The sequence below is a fragment of the Enterococcus sp. H57 genome (assembly GCF_003112495.1).
Classification (GTDB): domain Bacteria; phylum Bacillota; class Bacilli; order Lactobacillales; family Enterococcaceae; genus Enterococcus_B; species Enterococcus_B faecium.
In genome coordinates this window covers 26,382-50,769 of the sequence record NZ_BEHC01000015.1, presented here as the reverse complement: position 1 = coordinate 50,769, position 24,388 = coordinate 26,382, and the positions used below count along the sequence as shown (strand labels likewise).

The 24,388-nt window shown below is 39.8% G+C and carries 21 protein-coding genes and 1 riboswitch; of the genes, 4 read left to right on the top strand and 17 right to left on the bottom strand.

Going from position 1 to position 24,388, the window contains the following annotated elements:
• Position 1: 1 nt before the first annotated feature.
• Positions 2 to 1,528: a multiple monosaccharide ABC transporter ATP-binding protein gene (mmsA, locus tag DIZ30_RS04945; protein WP_002287995.1), complete on the bottom strand. Its 1,527-nt coding sequence runs from the start codon at positions 1,526 to 1,528 to the stop codon at positions 2 to 4.
• Between the two features lie 53 nt (positions 1,529 to 1,581).
• Positions 1,582 to 2,670: a multiple monosaccharide ABC transporter substrate-binding protein gene (gene chvE / locus DIZ30_RS04940; RefSeq protein ID WP_002298998.1), complete on the bottom strand. Its 1,089-nt coding sequence runs from the start codon at positions 2,668 to 2,670 to the stop codon at positions 1,582 to 1,584.
• 219 nt (positions 2,671 to 2,889) lie between these two features.
• On the opposite strand from chvE, the gene DIZ30_RS04935 reads away from it, so the two are divergent.
• Genes DIZ30_RS04935 through DIZ30_RS04925 form a run of 3 tightly spaced genes read left to right on the top strand, consistent with a single transcriptional unit; the run spans position 2,890 to position 6,950 of the window.
• On the top strand, positions 2,890 to 3,906 hold the full coding sequence (locus DIZ30_RS04935) for an ABC transporter substrate-binding protein (protein WP_002300388.1): 1,017 nt from the start codon (positions 2,890 to 2,892) through the stop codon (positions 3,904 to 3,906).
• A 13-nt stretch (positions 3,907 to 3,919) separates the two neighbouring features.
• Positions 3,920 to 5,371, top strand: coding sequence for a sensor histidine kinase (locus tag DIZ30_RS04930; protein ID WP_002295478.1), 1,452 nt, complete (start codon positions 3,920 to 3,922; stop codon positions 5,369 to 5,371).
• Positions 5,364 to 6,950: a response regulator gene (locus DIZ30_RS04925; protein ID WP_109023122.1), complete on the top strand. Its 1,587-nt coding sequence runs from the start codon at positions 5,364 to 5,366 to the stop codon at positions 6,948 to 6,950. Before DIZ30_RS04930 ends, DIZ30_RS04925 begins: the two co-directional genes overlap by 8 nt.
• Before the next feature lie 111 nt (positions 6,951 to 7,061).
• On the opposite strand, the gene DIZ30_RS04920 is transcribed toward DIZ30_RS04925, so the two are convergent.
• From DIZ30_RS04920 to purC, 10 genes are all read right to left on the bottom strand, one after another.
• Positions 7,062 to 7,976: an aldo/keto reductase family oxidoreductase gene (locus DIZ30_RS04920; RefSeq protein WP_002288005.1), complete on the bottom strand. Its 915-nt coding sequence runs from the start codon at positions 7,974 to 7,976 to the stop codon at positions 7,062 to 7,064.
• A 121-nt stretch (positions 7,977 to 8,097) separates the two neighbouring features.
• Positions 8,098 to 9,372: a phosphoribosylamine--glycine ligase gene (gene purD / locus DIZ30_RS04915; RefSeq protein WP_002299002.1), complete on the bottom strand. Its 1,275-nt coding sequence runs from the start codon at positions 9,370 to 9,372 to the stop codon at positions 8,098 to 8,100.
• Positions 9,373 to 9,387: 15 nt separating this feature from the next.
• A complete protein-coding gene (purH, locus tag DIZ30_RS04910) occupies positions 9,388 to 10,923 on the bottom strand; it encodes a bifunctional phosphoribosylaminoimidazolecarboxamide formyltransferase/IMP cyclohydrolase (RefSeq protein ID WP_002302313.1) in 1,536 nt (511 codons plus the stop codon).
• Positions 10,920 to 11,498: a phosphoribosylglycinamide formyltransferase gene (gene purN / locus DIZ30_RS04905; RefSeq protein ID WP_002302314.1), complete on the bottom strand. Its 579-nt coding sequence runs from the start codon at positions 11,496 to 11,498 to the stop codon at positions 10,920 to 10,922. The genes purH and purN overlap by 4 nt, the downstream gene beginning before the upstream one ends.
• Positions 11,495 to 12,547 carry a phosphoribosylformylglycinamidine cyclo-ligase gene (gene purM / locus DIZ30_RS04900; RefSeq protein ID WP_199914195.1) on the bottom strand — a complete coding sequence of 351 codons (1,053 nt, stop codon included), beginning with the start codon at positions 12,545 to 12,547 and terminating at the stop codon, positions 11,495 to 11,497. The genes purN and purM overlap by 4 nt, the downstream gene beginning before the upstream one ends.
• Before the next feature lie 22 nt (positions 12,548 to 12,569).
• A complete protein-coding gene (gene purF, locus DIZ30_RS04895) occupies positions 12,570 to 14,009 on the bottom strand; it encodes an amidophosphoribosyltransferase (protein ID WP_002299010.1) in 1,440 nt (479 codons plus the stop codon).
• The gene (purL, locus tag DIZ30_RS04890; protein WP_002299012.1) at positions 13,994 to 16,216 is read right to left on the bottom strand and encodes a phosphoribosylformylglycinamidine synthase subunit PurL; all 2,223 of its coding nucleotides are present in this window, start codon (positions 16,214 to 16,216) and stop codon (positions 13,994 to 13,996) included. The genes purF and purL overlap by 16 nt, the downstream gene beginning before the upstream one ends.
• Entirely contained in the window at positions 16,217 to 16,888 is a 672-nt protein-coding gene (purQ, locus tag DIZ30_RS04885) for a phosphoribosylformylglycinamidine synthase subunit PurQ (protein ID WP_002302316.1), read from the bottom strand.
• Position 16,889: 1 nt separating this feature from the next.
• Positions 16,890 to 17,144 (bottom strand): phosphoribosylformylglycinamidine synthase subunit PurS, encoded by a 255-nt coding sequence (gene purS / locus DIZ30_RS04880; protein ID WP_002295474.1) that lies wholly within the window; start codon positions 17,142 to 17,144, stop codon positions 16,890 to 16,892.
• Positions 17,144 to 17,872: a phosphoribosylaminoimidazolesuccinocarboxamide synthase gene (gene purC, locus DIZ30_RS04875; RefSeq protein WP_002288021.1), complete on the bottom strand. Its 729-nt coding sequence runs from the start codon at positions 17,870 to 17,872 to the stop codon at positions 17,144 to 17,146. The genes purS and purC overlap by 1 nt, the downstream gene beginning before the upstream one ends.
• A gap of 255 nt (positions 17,873 to 18,127) precedes the next feature.
• On the opposite strand from purC, the gene DIZ30_RS04870 reads away from it, so the two are divergent.
• Entirely contained in the window at positions 18,128 to 18,505 is a 378-nt protein-coding gene (locus DIZ30_RS04870) for a hypothetical protein (protein ID WP_002297115.1), read from the top strand.
• Positions 18,506 to 18,684: 179 nt separating this feature from the next.
• On the opposite strand, the gene purB is transcribed toward DIZ30_RS04870, so the two are convergent.
• The 5 genes from purB to DIZ30_RS04840 form a co-directional block, all read right to left on the bottom strand.
• A complete protein-coding gene (gene purB / locus DIZ30_RS04865) occupies positions 18,685 to 19,980 on the bottom strand; it encodes an adenylosuccinate lyase (RefSeq protein WP_002288023.1) in 1,296 nt (431 codons plus the stop codon).
• Positions 19,981 to 19,992: 12 nt separating this feature from the next.
• Entirely contained in the window at positions 19,993 to 21,117 is a 1,125-nt protein-coding gene (gene purK / locus DIZ30_RS04860; RefSeq protein ID WP_002300547.1) for a 5-(carboxyamino)imidazole ribonucleotide synthase, read from the bottom strand.
• The gene (gene purE / locus DIZ30_RS04855) at positions 21,110 to 21,598 is read right to left on the bottom strand and encodes a 5-(carboxyamino)imidazole ribonucleotide mutase (protein WP_002303771.1); all 489 of its coding nucleotides are present in this window, start codon (positions 21,596 to 21,598) and stop codon (positions 21,110 to 21,112) included. Before purE ends, purK begins: the two co-directional genes overlap by 8 nt.
• A 415-nt stretch (positions 21,599 to 22,013) precedes the next feature.
• Positions 22,014 to 23,321, bottom strand: a complete 1,308-nt coding sequence (locus DIZ30_RS04845) for a nucleobase:cation symporter-2 family protein (protein WP_002295470.1) — start codon at positions 23,319 to 23,321, stop codon at positions 22,014 to 22,016.
• A 2-nt stretch (positions 23,322 to 23,323) separates the two neighbouring features.
• Entirely contained in the window at positions 23,324 to 23,905 is a 582-nt protein-coding gene (locus DIZ30_RS04840; RefSeq protein ID WP_109023120.1) for a xanthine phosphoribosyltransferase, read from the bottom strand.
• A 115-nt stretch (positions 23,906 to 24,020) separates the two neighbouring features.
• Positions 24,021 to 24,118: riboswitch (purine riboswitch) on the bottom strand.
• Between the last annotated feature and the right edge of the window lie 270 nt (positions 24,119 to 24,388).

The following is a 24,388-nucleotide window of genomic DNA, read 5'->3' as shown; positions in this document are numbered from 1 at the left end:
CTTAACCCACCTCTTCTTTCGTCATTAATTTCATCAAGACTTCCTGATCTGCATCTTCTCGCGAGACTTCTCCTGTAATACGTCCTTCGTTCATCGTATAGATTCGATCACACATCCCTAATATTTCAGGAAGTTCAGAAGAGATAAGACAGACAGCTTTGCCATTTGCTGCCATTTCTTCGATAATCGTGTAGATCTCATATTTTGCCCCAACATCTATCCCACGGGTTGGCTCATCCAAAAAAAGAATATCGGGTTGTGTCATCAGCCACTTGGATAAAACGACTTTTTGCTGATTCCCACCACTAAGACTACTGACAATTTGATGGATGGAGTTTGTTTTTATACGCATCTTTTTCCGGAAATTTTCTGCCTCAGTTACTTCTTTTTCTTTATCTAATACTCCTTTTTGACTTATTTTATCCAAACTGCTCAGCGTCACGTTTTCCCGAATATCCATCAGCAGATTCAGTCCTAAAGATTTTCGGTCCTCCGAGACATAAGCGAGTCCGTTTGCAATGGCTGAAGGAACGGTCTTAACTGATATCTCTGCCCCTTCCTTTAATATACGTCCGGATATCTTGCTTCCATAAGAATGTCCAAATAGACTCATAGCGAATTCAGTTCTGCCCGCTCCCATCAGTCCAGCTATTCCTACAATCTCTCCTTTTTTCAAATGCAAGTTGATGTGGTCATTTATGATTCGCTCATGATCAAGAGGGTGATAGACCGTCCAGTCTTCTACTTTAAAATAAACTTCTCCAATATCCGGTTTTCTTTCAGGATAACGATCAACTAAATCTCTGCCCACCATCCCGCGAATAATATGCTCTTCGCTGATCATTTCATTTTCTAGTGTCTCAATCGTCTGTCCATCCCGTAAAATGGTGATTCGATCTGCGATATCCACGATTTCATTCAGCTTATGTGAAATAATGATGGAGGTTACACCTTGCTCTTTCAACTCTCGGATCAATCTCAGCAAATTCGCGCTTTCTTCTTCATTCAATGCAGCGGTAGGCTCATCCAAAATCAACAGACGGACGGATTTTGATAATGCTTTAGCTATTTCAACTAATTGCTGTTGCCCTACGCCAATCTGGGATACTAGAAGATTCGGGTCGATAGACAAACCGACTTTATTCAGCAGTTCATACGTTTTCTTTTCTGTCAGTTCCCAATCAATCACGCCTCTTTCTGCTTGTTCATTTCCGAGAAAAATATTCTCTTTTATTGAAAGATAAGGACTTAGTGCTAATTCTTGATGAATGATGACGATGCCTTTTTCTTCACTATCTTTCAAATCTTTAAATTGACACAGCTTTCCATCATAAAAGATTTCCCCGTCATAGGAGCCATATGGATACAAGCCGCTCAAGACATTCATCAATGTTGATTTTCCCGCTCCGTTTTCTCCGCACAATGCATGGATTTCCCCACGTTCAATCATCAGATTCACGCAATCTAACGCTCGGATTCCAGAAAATTTTTTGGTGATATCTGCCATTTTTAAAATACAATCCGCCATAATTCTTATCCTCTCTCTGACTTAGATCTCTTTAGTTCCTTGTTTGGTTCCTCTTAATTTTTCAGATCGGATTCTTTATAATAATCGGTGTCGATCAGCTCTGCTTGATAATTATCTTTATCGACAGATACTGTATTTGCTAAATACGTAGGGACAGTTTTCACCCCATTATCATAAGTTTCAGTATCGTTGACCGGGACCTCTTCTCCATCACTGATTGCTTTGATCATTTCAATCGTATTTTTTGCTAAGATACGTGTGTCTTTAAAGATCGTTTGTGTTTGTTCCCCGGCAATGATCGATTTAACGCCAGCAACTGTCGCATCTTGTCCAGTAATCACAGGTAAAGGTTTACTTTCACTCCCATACCCCACGCCTTTTAATGACGAAATGATCCCTAAACTTATTGGATCATATGGCGACAAAACAGCATCCAATGTTTGGTCAGTATAATTTGCGCTTAACAGATTATCCATCCTTGCTTGCGCCGTAGAACCATCCCAGCGAAGCGTAGCGATTTGACTGAAACTCGTCTGTCCAGATGGCACAACCAACTGACCGTTGTCCATATATGGTTGTAAAACAGACATCACTCCGTTGTAATTAATTAGTGCATTGTTGTCGTCAGGCGAGCCACCAAATAATTCAATCGTGAATGGTCCTTTTCCTTCTTTCAATCCTAAGTGCTCTTCAATATAAGCTGCTTGCGATACACCTACTCCAAAATTATCAAAAGTCGCGTAATAATCGACATTTTCTGAATTCATCAGTAAACGATCATAGGCGATCACCTTGATATCTGCTTCTTTTGCTTTAGCTAACACATCAGTTAAAGCCGAACCATCGATAGAAGCAATCACAAGTGTATCTACCCCTTTTGTAATCATATTTTCGATTTGTGCTACTTGATTTTCTACTTTATCTTCTCCATATTGAAGATCTGTTTTATAACCCAGTTTTTCTAATTCCGAGACCATGTTGTTCCCATCAGCGATCCATCTTTCTGCTGATTTGGTCGGCATAGCGATTCCTACATACCCCGTACTATCATCTGCAGATCCTGAATTGCCACACGCACTTAATAGAATGCTTGCGGTCAAAATAGCGATACTCCCAACAATCTTTCTAAATTTGTTTTTCATTTTTTATCCCCCATTTCAATTGATACACCGAGTATAGCTAATAAAGAAAGCGTTAACATTGATTTTTTTATGGGATTTACTTTAAATTTTTTAGGTGTACTTTTTTTGTCTTGGATTTTTTTAAGTTTCTTGGATTTTTTTCGATTGATTCCTTTTGACTTTGATTTTCCCTTTTATCTGATAAGATAGTACTAACAAATCCAGATGGAGTGATTTAAAGTGAAACGTGTTTTATTTTTTTTAGCCCTTGTTGTAATCGCTTACCAAATGATGGGGTGTACACCTAATACAAAGGAAGCACCTGACCCACTAGTCGTTGGTTTTTCGCAATCAGGAACGGAGAGTAGCTGGCGGAAAAAGCATACTGAATCAATTATCACTGCGCTTGAAAAAGAAGATTACCAAGTTCTCTACCGAAATGGCTACATGAATCAGGAACGGCAAATCCAAGATATACGGACGTTCATTGCCTATAAAGTGGATATGATCATTTTTACTCCTTTGCAAGAATCCGGGTGGGACTCTGTATTAAAAGAAGCAAAGCGAGCAGGGATCCCTGTCATACTTGTCGACAGACATATTCAAACGAATGATCCCGAGCTTTTCGTCACCCACATTGGCCCCAGTTTCAAAGCAGAAGGAAATCGGGCGGGTTTATTTGTCAGCAATCACTTCACAAATTCAAAGAAACAGGAAATCAGAATCCTAGAACTTGCTGGTTCAGAGAACTCCACACCGACCAAGCTACGCTCCGAAGGATTTTTGGAATCAATCAATCGTAAACCAACCCTAAAAAAAGATGGAACCATCGACCATAAACCTCCGATGACTATTGTTCACCGAATTGTCGGTGATTTTATTCGGATGAAAGGAAAAGACCAGATGAAACGATATTTAGAAACAAATGATTTATCCGAAATCGATGTATTATACAGCCATAGTGATGAAATGACTCACGGTGCTTTAGCTGCGATAAAAGAAACATCAATCAAACCTGGAGAAGATTTGATCATTGTAACGATTGATGGACAAGAAGATATGATCGAGAAGCTACGCTCAGGAATCGTCAATTGTGTAGTCGAGTGTAAACCTGATGTCGGCTGGTATATAGCCAATACCGTTACTCGTTATTTTGGAAATATTCAAACAGGAAAAACATTACCTAAAGATATTTTTATTTCCGAGACTGTCTTTTCCCAGCAGAATATAGCTAACATCCCAACCAGAAATTATTGACTGGAGAAGTATCATGACAAAAAATTTAAGCATAAAACAGATTTTTGCCCAAGCAAACAAAGCCATGCTTCTATTTGCTGTTATCCCTTTGCTACTGAGCATACTGTTATATTCGCAACAGCTTTTGATTTATCAACAGACGATCGCAAATATCCAAAAAGCAGATGCAATTGCTTTGAAGGTTGATCAAAAAGTTTTGGAAAGTATGTGGGACTTGATTTCTGGCCAAGTAACCGTAGATGAGTTCAATGAGGAAAATATCCTAGAAGAACTTAGGAATGATATTCGAGAGATCAAAAATAATACAAATACACTTAAAGAAATTAGTACGTTAGATGTATCGCTACGTACGATCGATACACTGGAAGATTATCAAAACGAGCTGATCAATAATATCTTGGCAAAAGATTTTATGGATACCAATGAAGAGATCATCAATCAGGTAGATTCTGTCACTCAACTGCTGTCAGATATCTTACAAGATTTTGTTCGTGTGGAGATCGACTTAGCAAGCAAAAAAAATACGACACTTGTCCGCTCGCTCATTCTATTAACAATAGTGGAACTTGGAGTTCTTAGTACCATTTTTTTCTATGCGAAAAAGAATCGTCGCTTTTTAGAGAGAAAGGTCCAAGAACCGATCAATCAGCTGATCGAGATGTCAGAACAACTTTCTTCAGGGAACCTTGGCTTTCGTTTAACCCTGCCGGAAACACTGGAATTACAAACACTTACCGCTAGCATGAATAAAATGGCGGAAGATCTAAACCAGTCTTTACGGGAGAACGCTTTGAAACAATACCATTTAGCACAAAGTGAAGTTCGTGTATTGCAAGCTCAGATTACTCCCCATTTTATTTATAACAGTTTGGATGCCATTATTTCTTTGATCGAACAAGACTGCTTTGAAGAAGCTCTGACTATGACCCATGCACTTTCCGGCTTTTTTCGTACGTCTTTAAGCAAAGGACAAGACTGGATTCCTCTTGAAAAAGAAATTAGCCATATCAATGATTATCTAGTCATCTTAAAAATAAGATACGGCCATATGCTTGACTATAAGATCGATATACCAGAAACACTTTTTCCTGTTTCTATTTTAAAAATGATCTTGCAGCCATTGATTGAAAATGCTGTGTACCATGGAACGAAGTACGTCCGTCACAAAGGATTTATTCGTATTACCGCATGCAAAATCGATGAGATGATCCAATTCAAAGTCATAGACAACGGGATTGGAATCCCTGCAGAAAAACTGGCAGAAATACGTAAAGAGTTAGCCAAAGGGATCGATTCAGATTTCAGTATCGGCTACGGACTTTACAACGTAAACAAGCGTCTCCTTCTTTATTACGGAAATGATCAAAAACCTATCACGATTGACAGCAAATACCGAGAAGGAACAACTGTCACACTGATGATCCCTCTATCTCCCAAAACAATTGGAGGAAACAAACATGTATAAAGTTTTTATCATCGAAGACGAATACCTCATTCGCAATAACTTGCGGGAACAAATAACTGTCCTTGGTTCTTATTATCCAATCACTTATGTCGGCGAAGCTGGAGATGGTGAGATGGCACTGTCTTCAATTATCGACTTACAGCCCGACATCATTCTGACTGATATCCAAATGCCTTTCATGGACGGGTTGACTTTTTCAAAAGAAGCAAGGAAACTACTTCCTTGGACTCGTCTCATATTTATTAGTGGATTCGACGATTTCGATTATATGAAAGGAGCAATCCAGGTACAGGCAGATGATTATCTGCTTAAACCGATTAAAAGTAACGAATTGAAACAAGCAATAGAAAAAGCAGTAACTACTTTAGATTTGCAGCAAAAAGAAACGCACACTTCTTCTGATCTTGTTTTCGAATTGAAAAAAAATCATTTCTTGAACGGTTTGTTCAAAGGCTCACTTACGATCAGTGAAACATTGAAACTTGCTGAATCTTTCAATCGCTCTTTAGCAGGGAAAAAAATGACCGTATTATTAGCAGCAAACCAAGTTAGTACAGACTTTGAAGATTACGCTCATCTCAGTGATTATTTAAAGTTTTTATTTAGGGAGAATCAACAAGTGATCTTCTCTGCTGTTTCCTCTCGATTCATCAAATTTTTAATAGTTGATTCTCTTGAAGAAAATGTGATCGAGACCAGTTATCAGGTAGCCCAAACGTTGGTCCATGAATTAGAAAAGGGACAAAAAAATAATTTTTCTGTCGCCATTGGTCCTGTCGCAGAAAGAATCAGCGAATTACCTGCATCTTTTGAGATCACGCAGATGATACTTGAAACCGCCAGTTCCCTTAAAGAACAAATTATCAGCTATGAGGATTTGATTCAAGAAGCGAAACTTCCAGTTGATTCTGTCTTTTACTTTGACCTCTCACTTGATTTGTCTTCATTATCGAAAAACGAAGTATCTAAGTACATCGAACACTTGACGAAACCACAAGGCACACCAACTCGAACACGATTATATCGTTTATTTGTCTTGACTAAGCTACTCCAGCATGTCTGCCTGAAAGAAAAGAAAATCCCGCAAGAAATGGTTCATTGCACATCCACCAGTCAACGCTTAGCAATCAGCGCCGACGACTCGCTTTACCGTTCGACAGTTTATATGTTCATTTCTTTCTTAACTGCTCTGCCCTCACAGCCTTCAAGGAACAAATATCAGCCAATTTTGAACCATGCATTGGATTTTATCAAAGAAAATTTTACCGATCCAGATATGTCCTTAACTTGGGTCGCTCAACAAGTTGCATTAAGTCCCTCTCATTTCAGTACGATTTTTTCTCAATCGTTTAACCAAACATTCATCGATTATCTGACAGAACAAAGAATCGAATTAGCAAAAAAATTATTGCAGCAATCAGACTATCGTATTTCAGATATTGCTTTTGAAATTGGTTATAATGACCCTAACTATTTCAGTTATTTATTTAAGAAAAAACAAGGGATTTCTCCAAAAGAATATCGGACACAACTTTTCCTTAAAAACAAAAATAACCAACAAACGAAATCCGTACAATGATACTCTTTCCATTTGCAATTAAAAAAGACAGAATATCTCGAAGCCGAAAACAGCTTTCAAGTTATTCTGTCTTTTTAATTTATAGCCCTTTTGACCTGCTTATGACAATCTTTAAGGTAAAATGTTTCCAGCAGCACGGTACAATTCGTACCAATCTTCCCGAGACATATTAATTTCTGAAGCTTGAGCGATTTCCTTGATTCGCCCTACGTTCATCGTACCGGCGATCACTTGCATATTGGCTGGATGGCGCAAAATCCAAGCAGAAGCCAAGCCAGTTGGTGTCGTTTGATATTTAGCTGCTAGTTCTTCTAATGTTTGGTTTAATTCAGGGAATTTTTCGTTCCCGATAAATACACCTTCAAAAAATCCATACTGGTATGGTGACCATGCTTGGATCGTCATATCATGCAATCGGGAATAATCAAGTACACTACCGTCATGATCGATACTTGCTTCATCTGTCATATTGACATGAATCCCTTGATCGATCATTCCAGTATGTTTCAAGCCAAATTGGAGCTGATTAGCTACTAATGGTTGACGAACATATTTTTTCAGCAATTCGATCTGCATTGGTTTTTGATTGCTGACGCCAAAATAACGAACTTTTCCTGACCGTTCCAATTCATCAAACGCTTCAGCTACTTCCTCTGGTTCTACCAATGTATCTGGACGATGAAGAAGTAAAGCATCCACATAATCCATTTTCAGACGGGTCAAACTTTTTTCCACAGATTCAATGATATGTTTTTTAGAAAAATCAAACATCACACCTGGAACGATTCCACATTTTGTTTGAATAAAAAGATCTTCTCGTTTGATTGATGTTTTTGCTAGAGCATCTGCAAAGATTTCTTCACATTCACCGTTTCCATAAATATCTGCATGGTCAAAAAAATCAATGCCGTTTTCATAAGCTGTCTCAATCACTTTTACTGGATCTTCCGCATTATTGATACGCATACAGCCTAAGATCACTGCAGCTGCTTTCTGATCAGAAGTACCTAATTGAATTTTTTTCATCTGAACTCCTCCTTATTTATATACACAACAAAAGTGTACCACACTCTTTATGAAAAGGCTTCACTAAAATCGGCGCTTCCGATTATGTTTGTTGTATTTTTTATAAATGGAAGCAGCTGATTTACTTCACGATCAGTTCGCTATTGGCAGCTTTTTCTCCAATATCTGTACGATAAAATGTTCCATCTGTCGTTTTATCCATTAACGCGGTGTAGATTTTTTCCTGTGCTTCTTTGATCGTCTCACCGTATGCTTCTACTAAATAAAGACGTCCTCCTGCTCCAACTAGTTTGCCGTTATTTGAGGAAACTCCAGCATAGTAAACAGAAAGCTCTTCTTCCGGAAAATCTGGTAGAACCATTCCTGTCTCATATTCTTCGGGGTAACCGGCAGCTGCCACCACAACGCCTACATTGTATCCTTCTTGCTGCCACTTTAACTCTACTGCACGATTCTCTAATAAGTCATCGATTACTTGCGCAAAGTCACTCTTCAACCGAGAAAGAACGACTTGCGTTTCAGGATCACCGAAACGCGCATTGAATTCGATCACTTTTGGTCCTTCCTTCGTAGCAATCAAACCCGCATATAAAACACCCGTGAAAGAGCGTCCTAGTTCTTTCATTCCCAAAGCCGCTGGTTTTAAAACTTCTTCCACAGCTTCTTCAATCATCTTTTTTGGAATTTGCGGTACTGGTGAATAAGCACCCATTCCGCCTGTATTTGGCCCTTTATCGTTATCAAATGCCCGCTTATGATCTTGCGAAATGACCATCGGATACACCTTGGTATCACGGACAAACGCCAAAAGGGAGAATTCTTCTCCTGCCAAAAACTCTTCTACGACGATTTTTTTGCTGCTGTTCCCAAATCGATGCTGGTTCAACATTTGTTCTGCCGCATCCAGCGCTTCCTTCACTGTTGTAGCCACGACTACACCTTTTCCAGCTGCTAAGCCATCTGCTTTCACTACGATTGGCGCACCATTTTCTTTGATATACGCTGCTGCTTTTTCGTAACATTCAAAACTTCTGGATTTAGCTGTCGGGATTTGATAAGTATCCATTAATTGTTTAGCAAAACTTTTCGAACCTTCGATCAGAGCTGCTGCTTTTGTCGGACCGAAGATTTTCAATCCTTCCGCCATAAAATCATCGACGATCCCATTTAACAAAGGAACTTCAGGACCAACGATACTCCAATCAATAGCCTCTTTCTTAACAAAATGGATTAACGCTGAATGATCTCGCTCACTGATAGCGACACAATTGATACCATCTTTTGTCATCCCCGGATTTCCTGGCGCACAATACACCGTATCCACCTTCGGACTGGCTAAAAGTTTTTTACTTATTGCATGTTCACGACCACCTGCACCGATTACCAAAACGTTCATTTATCCGACTCCTCTCTAATGTCTAAAATGCCGAACATCAGTAAAGACCATTGCTAGATCGTATTTATTCGCCATATCAATAGAATCTTGGTCTTTGATGCTTCCTCCTGGCTGAATGATTGCTTTTATACCATGTTTGGCTGCATATTCAACCGAATCATCCATTGGAAAATAAGCATCGCTAGCTAAAACTGCACCTTCCATTTTCTCTTGCGCTTGTTCAATCGCAATTTTTACTGAACCGACTCGATTCATCTGCCCGGCTCCGATTCCTACTGTCTGACGTTCGTTTGCCAGTACGATCGCATTAGATTTCACATGTTTGACAGCTTTCCAAGCAAACGCTAATGCTTTTGCTTCTGCTGGATTCGGCTTACGTTTTGTCACGACTTTCCACTCTTCTTCATTTTCTATTGCCAGATCTTGATCTTGTACAAGAAGTCCACCTAAGACTGAGACCGTTTCTTCTCGCTTTTGATTTTCTTCCTGCGCAAAGTCTACTGTCAGTAATCGGATGTTTTTCTTTTTTTGCAGTAATTCCAAAGCTTCTTGTGTATAAGAAGGGGCAATGATGATTTCTAGAAACAGCTTATGCATCTGTTCTGCTGTTGGCAGATCTACTTCTCGATTCAAAACGATGATCCCACCAAAGATTGAAACAGGATCTGCTTCATACGCTGCTTCCCACGCTTCTAAAATCGTAGATGCTGTCCCAATACCACAAGGATTCATGTGTTTCAAGGCGACTACCGTTGGCTCGTCATATTCCTTCATGATCCGTAGCGCAGCATCTGCATCTCGGATATTATTATAAGAAAGTTCTTTCCCATGGAGTTGTTTTGCTGCTGCGATCGAATATTTTTCCAGAAGAGCGGACTGATAAAAGGCAGCGGCTTGATGGCTGTTTTCACCGTAACGAAGCGTTTGTTTTCGTTCATACGTAAGTGTCAATTTTTCCGGTTCTTTTTCTTCCACCCAATCCGTTAAGTATTGAGCGATCAGTGCATCATATGCCGCAGTATGACGAAAGACTTTTGCCGCTAGTTTTTGTCTGAAAGAAAGTGAAGTATGCCCATACTGACGTAATTCTGAAAGTACTTCTTCATAGTCAGATGGATCAACAACAGAGGTGACAAATTCATGGTTTTTTGCTGCACTACGGAGCATACTAGGACCACCGATATCAATGTTTTCAATAGCTTCTGCTATTTCGACATCTGGTTTCATAATCGTTTCTTTGAAAGGATATAAATTGACACAAACAAAGTCGATTGGTTGGATATTTTCCGTTTCCATTGCCTCCATATGGCTAGGGAGATCGCGTCTTCCTAAAAGACCACCATGGATTTTAGGATGAAGTGTTTTGACACGGCCATCCATCATTTCAGGAAACCCTGTCACTTCTTCGATCGAAAGCGTATTGATCCCAGCTTGATCCAACGCATGCTTTGTTCCTCCTGTTGAAATGATTTCTACTCCTTGTTCAATCAAACCTTGGGCAAATGCTACAATCCCAGTTTTATCTGATACACTGATCAATGCTCTTGTCATTTCAGATAGCCTCCATTTTCAATAATTTCACTAATCACTTCTGGATAGATTCGATGCTCTACTCTATGGATTTTTCCTTCTAAAGAATCGAACGTGTCCTCCTGTTCAATTCTCACTTTTTCCTGCCGGATGATTGGTCCGGTATCTACACCTTGGTCGATATAATGAATTGTGACACCCGTTTCTTTTACTCCAGCTTCAAATGCATCACGAATGCCATGCAAACCAGGGAATGCAGGTAAAAGAGATGGATGGATATTGATGATTCTTTTATCATAATTTTCCAGCAATACTGGTCCAATGATTCGCATGTATCCAGCTAATACAATCAAATCGATCTTTTTTTCTTTCAATTTATGCAAAATTGCTTCTTCATACTCTTTTTTTGAATCAAATTCTTTAGGTGAAAAACAATCTGCCGGTACACTCAACGCAGTTGCACGTTTCAAAACATATGCTTCAGGCTGATCACAAAACAACCAGTCAATCGAAGCTTCCAATTCTTTTTTCGATAGATAATCGGCTAGCGCTTGAAAGTTGCTTCCGTTTCCAGAAGCAAAAACAGCGATTCTCATCGTTCTTCTCCTATAAACACCACACGATGTTTTTCTTTGGCGATCACTTTCCCGATTTCATAAACTTTTTCGCCAGCTTGCTCAATTTCGTGTACTATTTCTTTTACTTTCGATTCTTCGACTGCCAGGACCATGCCGATGCCCATATTGAAGATTTCATACATCTCCATCTCAGGAATTTCACCATATTTTTGTAAACAGCCGAATATTGGAAGAATCGGCCATGAGCCAAGTTTGATTTGTGCAGCCATAGATTCTGGTAACATTCGCGGGATATTTTCTACAAACCCTCCACCAGTGATATGTGCAGCTCCTTTTATTTTCTTTTCTTTGATCAGCGGAAGCAAGGAAGAAACATAGATTTTCGTTGGCTCAAGCAATTCTTCGCCAAGTGTTTTTTTCAATTCTGGCAGTTTTGATGATAAAGAAAACTGCTGCTGCTCAAAGAAAATTTTGCGAACAAGAGAGTACCCATTTGAATGGATCCCGCTAGATGCTATTCCAAGCAACACATCTCCTGGGTTGATCGTTTCTCCTGTCAATAATTGAGATTTTTCAGCTATCCCTACAGCAAATCCGGCTAGATCATAATCATTACCTGAGTACATACCAGGCATTTCAGCTGTTTCTCCGCCAATCAGCGCCATATTTCCTTGAACACATCCATCTGCTACACCTTTTACTACATTTTCCAAACGTATCGGATCATTTTTCCCCGTTGCTAAGTAGTCTAAGAAATATAACGGCTCTGCGCCTTGTGCTAAGATATCATTGACACACATCGCTGCGCAGTCGATCCCGATTGTATCGTGTTTGTCTGCTTCGATTGCCACTGCTAATTTCGTCCCCACACCATCGGTCCCCGAGACAAGGACTGGCTCTTTTAATTGAAAGACCGATAAATCAAAACAACCGCCGAATCCTCCTATAGCGCCCATCATACCTAAACGTTCCGTTTTTTTGACATGCTTCTTGATCCGTTCTACTACTTCATATCCAGCTTCGACATCTACGCCAGCTTTTGCGTATGCATTTGCCATTGAATTCATATACTCCCTTCTTGGTCTGCTTTTAAAAGAACGATACTTTTTCTTTTAGCGATTCCTGATACTTTTCTTCATAGTCATATAACGGCGTTGGATAATCTCCGTTGAAATAAGCCATACACAATCCTGAATACGGGCCATCCTTTTTCAGTCCAATCGATTCGATCAGACCCTCTTCACTTAAAAATCCTAAAGAATCTGCACCGATACATTCTTTGATTTCATCAATCGTGTGATTTGCCGCAATGAGTTCTTTACGCGTTTGAATATCAATCCCGTAAAAACATGGATATTTCAAAGGAGGAGAAGCAATCCTCACATGGACTTCTTTTGCTCCTGCTTCTTTCAAAAGATGGACGATCCGTCTGCTTGTCGTACCCCGAACAATTGAATCATCGACCATAATCACCTTTTTACCTTCCACTACTCCTCGTACAGCAGATAATTTCATTCGAACACCTTGCTCTCTTAGCTCAGGCGTTGGCTGGATAAATGTTCGGGCAATGTATTGATTTTTTACTAATCCGATTTCATAAGGGATTCCACTAGCTTCCGCATAACCGCTTGCGGCTGACAAAGAAGAATTAGGTACGCCGACGACCATATCTGCTTTTACTGGCGATTCTTTCGCTAAATTCCGTCCCATATTTTTCCGTGCAGTATGCACATTGATCCCTGCGATGTTTGAATCTGGTCTGGCAAAATAGATATATTCCATCGAACAAATGGAAAGCTGCGTATTCTTCGTAAAGCAATCAATCTGGATTCCTTCGTCATTGATGATCACTATCTCTCCAGGCTGGACATCTCTTATAAAACGTGCCCCGATAACTTCTAATGCACAAGTTTCCGAGGCAATCACGTATGCTCCGTTTTTCATTTGCCCAATTGCTAATGGACGAAAACCATTTGGGTCCAAAGCGGCAATCATTGCCGTTTCTGTCATTAATAAATAGGCAAAGCCACCTTTGACTTCATTTAAAGCACTTTTCAATTTATTTAAAAAATCTGTTTCTTCACTTCGTCGGATCAAATGCATCAATATCTCCGTATCGGAGTTAGAATGGAAGATCGCTCCATTTTCTTCTAACTCTTTTCTAAGTGAACGAGCATTGATCAAATTGCCGTTATGCGCTAAGCCGATCGACTGATCATGAAATTTGAATAGAAAAGGCTGAATATTGTCCACACTTCCATTGCCTGCTGTTGCATAACGTACATGTCCGATTGCAGCTTCTCCTGTTAACTGCTGCAGTTTTCTTTGATCTTTGAATACCTCAGAAAGCAGCCCCAGATCTCGATGACCCATAAGCTTTCCTCGATCATTGGACACGATGCCCGCACCTTCTTGTCCTCGATGCTGAAGACTATGGAGCCCGAAGTATGCCACACTAGCGGCATCCGGATGACCCCAAACGCCGAAGATCCCGCATTCTTCATTTAAACTCTTCACTTCATAAGACATACGATTGCATCCTCCCAGCACTTTCTTGCTACTGCAGTTTCTATTTTGATCTGACCGTCAGTTGCTGAAATTTCGATTATCGCTTCATCCGTCACCTTACCTGCTAAAACAGCAGCATCTCCCATCATTTCTTCGAATCGTGTCTTATTTTCCGGTGCGACTGTCAACACAAATCTTGATTGAGTTTCTGCAAATAATTGAGCAGAGGACAATTCAAACTGTACAGATATCCCTAGCTGATGTTTGAAAGCTGATTCTGCCAGTGCAATTGCCAAGCCACCTTCTGAACAGTCATGAGCACTTTCAATCAATCCGTTTTGGATGGCTGTCAATACTAACTCTTGGTTTCTCTTTTCAATGGATAGATCAAAGTTTCGGATCACACCTTCGATTCTTCCAAGCTGCATCTTTTGTAATTCACTGCCATCAAAATCTGCAAACGTCTTACCTAATATATAGATTAGATCCCCTGATTTTTTGAATTCCTGAGTAGTGATATGTTTATGATCCTCAATCAATCCGACCATACCAATCATTGGTGTTGGATAGATTGCTTGACCATCCGTTTCATTATATAAAGAGACATTTCCTGAAATAACAGGAGTTCCTAACGTTTCACACGCAGCAGCAATTCCATCAGCTGAAGTCGATAATTCCCAAAAAACTTCTGGTTTATCAGGAGAACCATAGTTCAGGCAGTCGGTGATCGCCAAGGGCTTGCCACCGCTAGCAATAATATTTCTAGCAGCTTCTGCCACTGCTATTTGTCCTCCGATTTTTGGATCCAAATACAGATAGCGCGCGTTGCAGTCTGTGGTCATAGCTAACGCTTTATTCGTCCCTCTAACCCTCATCACAGCAGCGTCGCTTCCTGGACGGACAACTGTATTGGTTTGTACTTGTGAATCATAAGTTTCATAGATTGAACGTTTCGAAGCAATCGTCGGTTGCTGCAGCAGATCAAGCAATACTTGTCCAGGTTCTTCGATAACTGGCTGATAAGGAGCTAACTGCTGAAATTCTGCGATTCGAGCTGGTTCTTTCATTTCTTTATGATAGACTGGTGCATCTTCAGCTAATGCATCGACTGGCAGATTTGCTACTTCTTCTCCTTGATGATATAGCCGATATTGCCCGTCATCTGTTACTTTCCCGATAGTGACTGCATCTAGATCATACTTCTGAAATAGTTCTTGGATTTTTTCTTCCTCTCCTGATTTGACACAAATCAACATCCGTTCTTGTGATTCCGATAGCATCATTTCATAAGGCGTCATTCCAGTTTCTCTTTGTGGGACTTCATCTAATGTCAATATAAGTCCTGAACCAGCTTTTGAAGCCATTTCCGCACTAGATGAAACAAGTCCTGCTGCTCCCATATCCTGTATACCTATTAGAGAATCCGAATGATGCAAGATTAATTCCAAACACGCTTCAAGCAGCAGCTTTTCCATAAAAGGATCGCCTACTTGTACAGCAGAACGTTGCTGTTCTTCTTCTTGATTAAATTCTTCTGAGGCAAAAGTTGCTCCGTGGATACCGTCGCGACCTGTTTTTGCGCCTACATACATGATCGAATTACCGACGCCAGCGGCTTGCCCTTTCTGGATATGTTTGTGTTCAATCAAACCTACGCACATTGCATTGACTAATGGGTTTCCTTCATAACAAGGATCAAATGCAATTTCGCCGCCTACAGTCGGTATGCCGATACAATTGCCGTATCCGCCGATACCTGCAACTACTTCTTCTAGTAAATATTTCGTTCTTGGATTATCTAATTCGCCGAACCTCAATGAATCTAGCAACGCAATTGGACGAGCCCCCATGCTGAAAATATCTCTGATGATTCCGCCAACTCCTGTCGCAGCTCCTTCATAAGGCTCCACGGCTGAAGGATGATTGTGACTTTCTGCTTTGAAGACAACTGCTAGTCCATCACCGATGTCGACGATGCCTGCGCCTTCTCCAGGGCCTTGCAACACATGAGGTCCACTAGTAGGAAATTTGCGTAGAACCGGTTTAGAATTTTTATAGGAACAATGTTCGCTCCACATAACAGAGAACAGTCCAGTTTCCGTATAATTAGGCATTCTTCCTAAGATATCTTCTTCGATCATTCGATATTCTTCATCAGTCAATCCCCATTCGGCATAGATTCTTTTTTTCTTGATCTCTTCAGCTGTCGGTTCTTTCAATGTTTTCATCTATACGGTCACCTTTCCGAAGTTTTTTAAAATGGAAGCAAAGAACCGTTTCCCATCTTCTGATCCTAGCAAGTCTTCTACTGCACGTTCTGGATGAGGCATCATTCCTAACACATTCCCTGCTTTGTTCGTAATCCCTGCAATGTTTTCCACGCTGCCGTTGATGTTGTCATTATAAGTAAAGGCAATCTGATTATTTTTTTTTAGTTCTTGAAGTGTTTCTTCGTCACAGAAATAATTTCCTTCCCCATGAGCAACTGGAAGATAGATTATTTCGTCGGCTTCATACTCTGAAGTAAAGGCCGTCTTGGAGTTGACTTTCAATGGTACAGTTTTGCAAATAAAATGCAAAGACTCATTTCGTCTCAGTACACCTGGCAAAAGTCCTGCTTCTGTCAATATCTGGAATCCATTGCATGTACCGAATACCGGTTTCCCTTCTTCAGCAAAACGAATCACTTCTTCCATGATTGTAGAAAACCGAGCAATCGCACCGCATCTCAAATAGTCACCATAGGAGAATCCTCCCGGCAGTAAAACCCCATCAAATCCTTCTAAAGAGGACTCATCATGCCGTACAAATTCGGCATCAGCGCCCATGATCTCGCGAACTGCCCATAACATATCTGCGTCACAATTTGAACCTGGAAAAACGATGACCGCAAATTTCATGTTATACTTCCTCCATTTTTTTGATTTCATATCGGTATGTTTCCATATTTACATTTGCAAGCAGCTTGTCACAAATCGTTTCAATCACTGTATCGATTGGTTCTTCTGCATCAGCAAGTTGTATCTCAAAGTATTTTCCTATTCGGATATCTTCGATTGTTTCATATCCCATACGATGGACTGCTTTTTTTACTGCCTCCCCTTGAGGATCTAACACTGAATCTTTATAGGTTACATATACTTTTACGAAATACATCATACTCGCTCCTTTTCTTCAGTTAGTTCCGATAGACGGTTATATACTTCTTGATAGACTGGGATCAAATCACCTAGATCTCTGCGGTAAACGTCTTTGTCCATATGTTCATTCGTACGTTCATCCCATAATCGGCAAGTATCCGGTGTTACTTCATCCGCAAGCAAAATTTGTCCATTCGACCGGCCAAATTCTAGCTTGAAATCTACTAAAACCAAACCGACCTTAGCAAATAATTCGGTCAAAATTTCATTAATAGCCAACGCTTGGGCTTTCAGCTCACTGATTTCTTCCGGTTTTGCAAGTTGTAAGAAATAGATATGCTCTTCATTGATAAATGGATCATCCAACTGGTCATCCTTATAGTAGAATTCAATGATTGGTTTGATGAATTCTTTACCTTCGGGAACACCTAGACGTTTTGAGAAACTTCCTGCTGCAATATTTCGGATAACCACTTCCAGAGGGATAATTTGTACTTTTTTTGCTAATTGTTCGGTTTTAGACAATTGTTCAATAAAATGATTTTTTATTCCTCTTTGAGTCAGATAACGGAAAATTGCACTTGTGATTTGATTATTCAATTCTCCTTTTCCACTTATCTGGTCTTTCCTCGCGCCATTCAACGCAGTTGCTTGATCTAAATATTCTATCCAAATCAAGTTCTCATCAGAAGTAAGATATATTTTTTTGGCTTTTCCTTCATACAAAAGTTCTTTCTTCTCCATGTACGTCTCTCCTTTTTATTTACATTAAAAGCAAATACATCGTTTTTTGTTCGTGTTTTCACTTTAAATTTTAGCAATCATCTTTTTATAAATCAACAAAAATATGTACATTTAAGGCATTAGATTCTTTTAATGTTCGTGTTTTATCAGAAACGAAAATCTTATACCATCAACAAGCGTTTACATTTATACTTAATGATGGTATATTAGAATTAACTAAAAATTTGGATAATGGGTTCGAGGAGGCACTTGCCGATGGAAGATGCAATAAAACAAGGTCAGCTTTTTTTATCAGAATTAACAGCTGAAGAACGTTCCTGTCTATATAATGATTTGCTGTCGATCAAAGACGTTTATTTATGCAATAAAGATACTAGTTTTTATACATTCCGAAAAATCCGCCGAGCAACCAAGCGCTGTGCTGAATGCCGTAAAAGGACTTTTCTTTATCAGACAGAACACAAAGGCGAACTTTCAATCAGTCAGATTCATGAACAGAAGCGTTTCAAAAATCATTATCGTATCCAGATCTTATTCAATGGACAAGAGATGGAATACGCTTTTCTCGAAAACTTGCTGCAACATCTCCATAACCAGCATTTTAGTTATAATAGCCAAGCCATTTACGCTTAATTCCTCTATTTTTTGTATGTAAAGAGGCACGGTAAAGAGGTAGCCGCTTTTAAAATCAGGTTCCTATTATTGATAAGAAAATATAATAAACTAAAAGAAGCAGAACCGCTAACGGATCTGCTTCTTTTTTGGTTATTTTTGCTATTCTATTTTAATTGAATTTTGCAACTCACTCTTCTTTATTCCAAACCTACTCGTTTGAATATCACGTCAACGTTTTTCAAATGATGATGATAATCAAAGGCATCGTCTATTTCTTCTTTAGATAATACCGATGTGATGGTTGGATCTTCTTCTAACAGCGGGCGGAACTGCACTTGGTTGTCCCAAGCGTACGCAGTTTTTGGCTGAACAAGATCATAAGCTTCTTCTCTTGTCATTCCCTTATCGATCAATTTCAGCATAACGCGCTGGCTATAAATCAAACCAAATGTTGCAGACATATTCCGCTTCATGTTTTCAGGAAAGACCGTTAGATTTTTAACGATATTGCCAAAACGATTTAACATGTAATTCAATAAAATCGTGGTATCAGGCAAGATGATTCGTTCTGCTGAAGAATGAGAAATATCTCTTTCATGCCATAATGTGACATTTTCATAGGCAGTGACCATGTGTCCGCGCACCACTCTGGCTAGACCAGCCATATTTTCTGAACCGATCGGATTCCTTTTGTGCGGCATAGCAGAAGAACCTTTTTGACCTTTCGCAAAAAATTCTTCTACTTCACGTGTTTCGGATTTTTGCAATCCGCGTATCTCTGTTGCAAAACGTTCAATACTTGTAGCAATAAGCGCCATCGCTGAGAAATATTCAGCATGTAGATCCCGAGGGAGAACTTGAGTAGAGATTTCTTGTGGACGGATCCCCAATTGTTTACATACATACTCTTCAATAAATGGCGGGATATTTGCGAACGTCCCCACTGCTCCTGAGATTTTTCCTGCTTCTACTCCTTTTGCCGCATGTTCAAATCGTTCGATGTTCCGTTTCATTTCTGAATACCATGTGGCAAGTTTCAATCCAAAAGTAGTTGGTTCAGCATGGACACCGTGTGTCCGACCCATCATCACTGTATATTTGTGTTCTTTTGCTTTTTCGCCAATGATTTCCGTAAAACGTTTCAAGTCTTCCCGTAAAATATCATTTGCTTGCTTGATGAGATAGCCATAAGCAGTATCTACGACATCCGTACTTGTTAGACCATAATGGACCCATTTTCTTTCTTCTCCCAATGTTTCAGAAACCGCTCGTGTAAACGCAACGACATCATGGCGTGTTAATTTTTCGATTTCCAAGATCCGATCGATATCAAATGATGCATGCTCACGAATTTTTTTCACATCTTCTTGCGGGATTTCACCAAGTTCTGCCCAAGCTTCATCTGCTAAAATCTCGACTTCGAGCCACGCACGGTATTTGTTCTCTTCCGTCCAGATATTCCCCATTTCAGGGCGTGTATAACGTTCTAACATGTTTTTTCTCCTCTAATCCCAAATATTCGTTTGTTTGATTTCTTCCAGCGTTTGCTGGATGTCTTCTGTCAAGATAGTGATATGTCCCATCTTGCGACCTTTTTTTGCTTGTTTTTTTCCATAGAAATGGAATTGCCAGTCTGGCTTATTCTCAATCAAGCGATAGCTTTCCAGCAGTTGTTCTCCCAAAACATTGACCATTACTGCATTGCTTATCAAACGTACTTTTTCTCCTAATGGCCAACCACAAATACCTCGAATATGGGCATCGAACTGACTCATAGAACAAGCTTCAATAGAATAATGTCCAGAATTGTGAGGACGAGGAGCTAATTCATTCACATATAGCCCGCCTGTTTTTGTTAAAAACATTTCTACCCCTAAAACACCTGAAAGGCTCACTGCTTCTGCAATCACACGGGCAATACGCTCAGCCTCCTCGATCACATCCTGATCAATCGCGGCTGGAGCAATCGTTTCATGAAGAATATTGTTGTGGTGGATGTTTTCCACGACCGGAAAAGTCATGAAATCTCCTTGACCATTTCCTGCCACCATGATCGAAATCTCTTTTTCAAACGGGATCCATGCTTCTAAAACACAGGTTCCTTCTCTTAAAAGGTCCATGGCAGGAGCTAGATCCGCCCGACTTTTCAAAACATACTGCCCCTTGCCATCATAGCCGCCTCGAGTGGTTTTCAAAACACAAGGATAGCCGATCCCGTCAATCGCATCTTGGATATCCGTCGGACTGACGATCGTTGCATAAGGAGCAATCACGATGTTGTTCGTTTCCAAAAAAGATTTTTCTAACAGGCGGTCTTGCGTAATCGCAAGCAAGTCTGTCCCTTGAGGAATAAATGACATGGGTAAAATCGCATTTAACGCCTCTACACTGACATTTTCGAATTCATAGGTAATGACATCTGTTCTTCTGGCAAGCTCTTTCAGCGCAAAGGTGTCATCATAGACACTTTCAATGTGCCAATCTGCAACTTGTGCGGCTGGACAATCGCTCACAGGATCCAGCACACCTACTTTAAAGCCCATTTCTTTTGCACTAATCGCCATCATACGACCTAATTGACCGCCACCGACGATCCCGATCGTTGAACCAGGCAACAAAGGTTTAACCAAGTTGATCACTACTTTCTATAACAGTTTTAGCCAACATTGAACGTCTTTCAGCCAATTTAGCCTCCAATTCTAAATCATACATGGAAAGCATCTGTATCGCAAGTAGTCCAGCATTAATTGCTCCCGCTTTTCCGATTGCTGTAGTAGCTACAGGTACTCCTCCAGGCATTTGGACAATCGAAAGAAGCGAATCCAAACCATTTAATGTTCGTGATTGGACCGGTACACCGATAACCGGCAAAGTTGTTTTTGATGCGACCATACCCGGCAGATGCGCGGCTCCCCCTGCTCCTGCAATAATGATTTTGATTCCTTTTTTTCGAGCGTTTTGTGCATATTCAAACATCAAATCTGGGGTTCGATGAGCAGAAACGACCTTTTTTTCATAAGACACACCGAATTCATCCAATATTTGACATGCTTCTTTCATTGTTTCCCAATCTGAAGTACTCCCCATAATCACAGAGATTTTTGCTGTCATTGTTTTTCCTCCCAGTTTTTCTACATTCATATTTTAACAATCACTTTTTTTGATGTCAAAGAAATTTCGAATGTTAACAAAGAAAAACATTTTATTGTTCGTTTTTATTAAAGATGAAAAAAAGGAATGTGACAAAAGTTAGGTCACATTCCTTTTTATGGATAAACGGTGTTCTCCTGCCAACTCCTCGGTCACAAGGAACAATATTCAACAAACATGAGAAGCTTTTTTTTGAAATTGTTCCTTGTGACTCGGAGATGAACGGCAGGCTCACGACCTCTTCCTTCAACGGTGTTCAATCAGCTGACCCTCGGTATTAGCTCAAACAAACGGCAAAATACGAGGAACTATTTTTCCGTTTGTTTCTCTAACAATCAGGTCAAAACGCTGATTTCACAACCTTTCTTTTGCTCTATTACTTCTTGAAGGCTTCTTCCAATATTTCTTCATCTTTTTTCAATCCATTAAAGATCAAATTCAATATGATAGCCGTAATGCTACTCATTACGATGCCATTTCCAGTGAACATTTGCAATGTTTGCGGCATTTGACTGAATAATGTCGGCGTAACATTGAAACCCAGCCCAAATCCAACAGAAACAGCAACAATCAATAGATTTTTATCATTGCTGAAATCAACTTCCAACAGCATACGGATTCCTTGGACTGCCACCATCCCGAACATGACTAACATTCCTCCACCAAGTACCGGCTCAGGGATGATTTGTGCTAACGCACCGATTTTAGGGAATAATCCTAAAACAATCAAGAAGAATGCAGAGAAATAGATGGGTTTTCTTGTTTTGATTCCCGAAAGTTGAACCAATCCGACATTTTGAGAAAAGCCAGTATAAGGGAATGTATTGAAAATACCGCCTAAGATAACGGCAAGTCCTTCTGCACGATATCCCTTTTTCAATTCTTCTTCTCCAACATTTTTCCCAGTAATGTCACCAAGTGCAAAATATACACCTGTTGATTCTACCATGCTGACCATGGAAATGATGATCATTAGTAAAATCGACCATACGTCGAAAGTTGGTTTACCAAAATAAAAGGGTTGTGGAACATGGAACAACGGCGCATCTCCAATCGCGCTCAGATCAATCATTCCCATGAAAGCAGCTAAGATGCTTCCTCCGACTAAACCAATCAATACCGCGATTGAACGAATGAACCCTTTTGCCAGCATTTGCACGCCTACAATTAGGAGAATCGTCACAAATGCAAGTAGCAGATTTGTTTTGTCACCAAAATCAGCTGCTGTTGCATTACCTCCACCCATTTTCTCGATTGCTACAGGAATCAAAGTCAAACCAATAACGGTGATAACCGTTCCTGTTACTATAGGAGGGAATAGTTTTTTAATTTTAGAAAAGACACCAGAAACTAACACAACAAAGATCCCAGAAGCGATAATAGATCCGTAGATAGCTCCTACTCCTTCATTGGTTCCGATCAAGATCAGTGGAGCCACTGCTTGGATCGCACATCCTAAAACGACAGGCAAGCCAATTCCGAAAAATCGGTTAACTGTCAATTGCAATAATGTCGCTAATCCACACATAAAGATATCAATTGAAATCAAATAAGTCATCTGTTCTTGATTAAAGCCTAGTCCTGTACCGATCAAAAGAGGCACCGCTACTGCTCCTGCATACATCGCTAGCAGATGCTGCAGCCCTAAAACCGCAGCTTTTCCATTTTGTGTTTCTTTTTCCACGATTATGCGTCCTCCTCAAGAAACTCAACTTGTCCATTCGTCAAGGAAGCAATACGCGCAAGAGAAACGACTCTCAATCCCATTTCTTCAAGTAACTGACGTCCATCTTGGAAAGACTTTTCGATGACGATCCCGATTCCTTCTACTTGCGCTCCAGCTTGCTGGCATAATTCGATCAATCCTTTTGCCGCTTGTCCGTTTGCCAAGAAATCGTCGATAATCAATACTTTGTCTTCTGAAGATAAAAATTTACGAGAAATAGAAATCGTACTTGTCACTTGTTTCGTAAAAGAATAAACAGAAGCTGTCAATAATTCTTCATCCATCGTCAAACTTTTTGCTTTTCTAGCGAAGATCATTGGAACATCTAATTCTCTTGCAGCAAATAAAGCTGGTGCGATCCCAGAAGCTTCAATGGTCACAACTTTCGTGATTTCTTGTTCTTTAAATACTTCTGCAAACCGTTTTCCCATTTGTTCCATCAATACAGGGTCTACTTGGTGAGTGACGAAGCTGTCGACTTTTAATACGCCCTCGCCTAATATACGTCCGTCTTTTTGAATACGTTCAACTAATTCTTTCACTTTATTTGCTCCTTTATCATTTATTAATACCGAAATAACCGCTTTTGTGCAAAAACCTACTATGTTTCTGTTAAAGAAAAACACCCTCCACTTTATCATAAGAAAAGAAGGGTGAAATAGCCAATCTTTTACTTATAGTCCAGCATTTACGGTACTGGCTAGAAACTGTCATCCATATTATGACGATATATAAGTAGGTATGTAAAACTAATAATAGTGTAAATTCATTTTCTTGCAACTGTTTTGCACGTGAAGGCAGTTTGCCATATTTGAATAAAAAATGTTGTTTCAAATATTGAAAACAGTCTAACACTACTTTCTGAAACTGACAACGTGGTTTACTTATTTTTTTGTAAAATCTAATGATTTTTAATGCATTATTCCTTTTTGTTCGGGTTTAAATAGTTATTTTTATTTTCTCCTATCTAAAAAAGCAGCCCACATAAAAAGAAGGCATGACAAAAAGCATGTCATAGCCCCTTT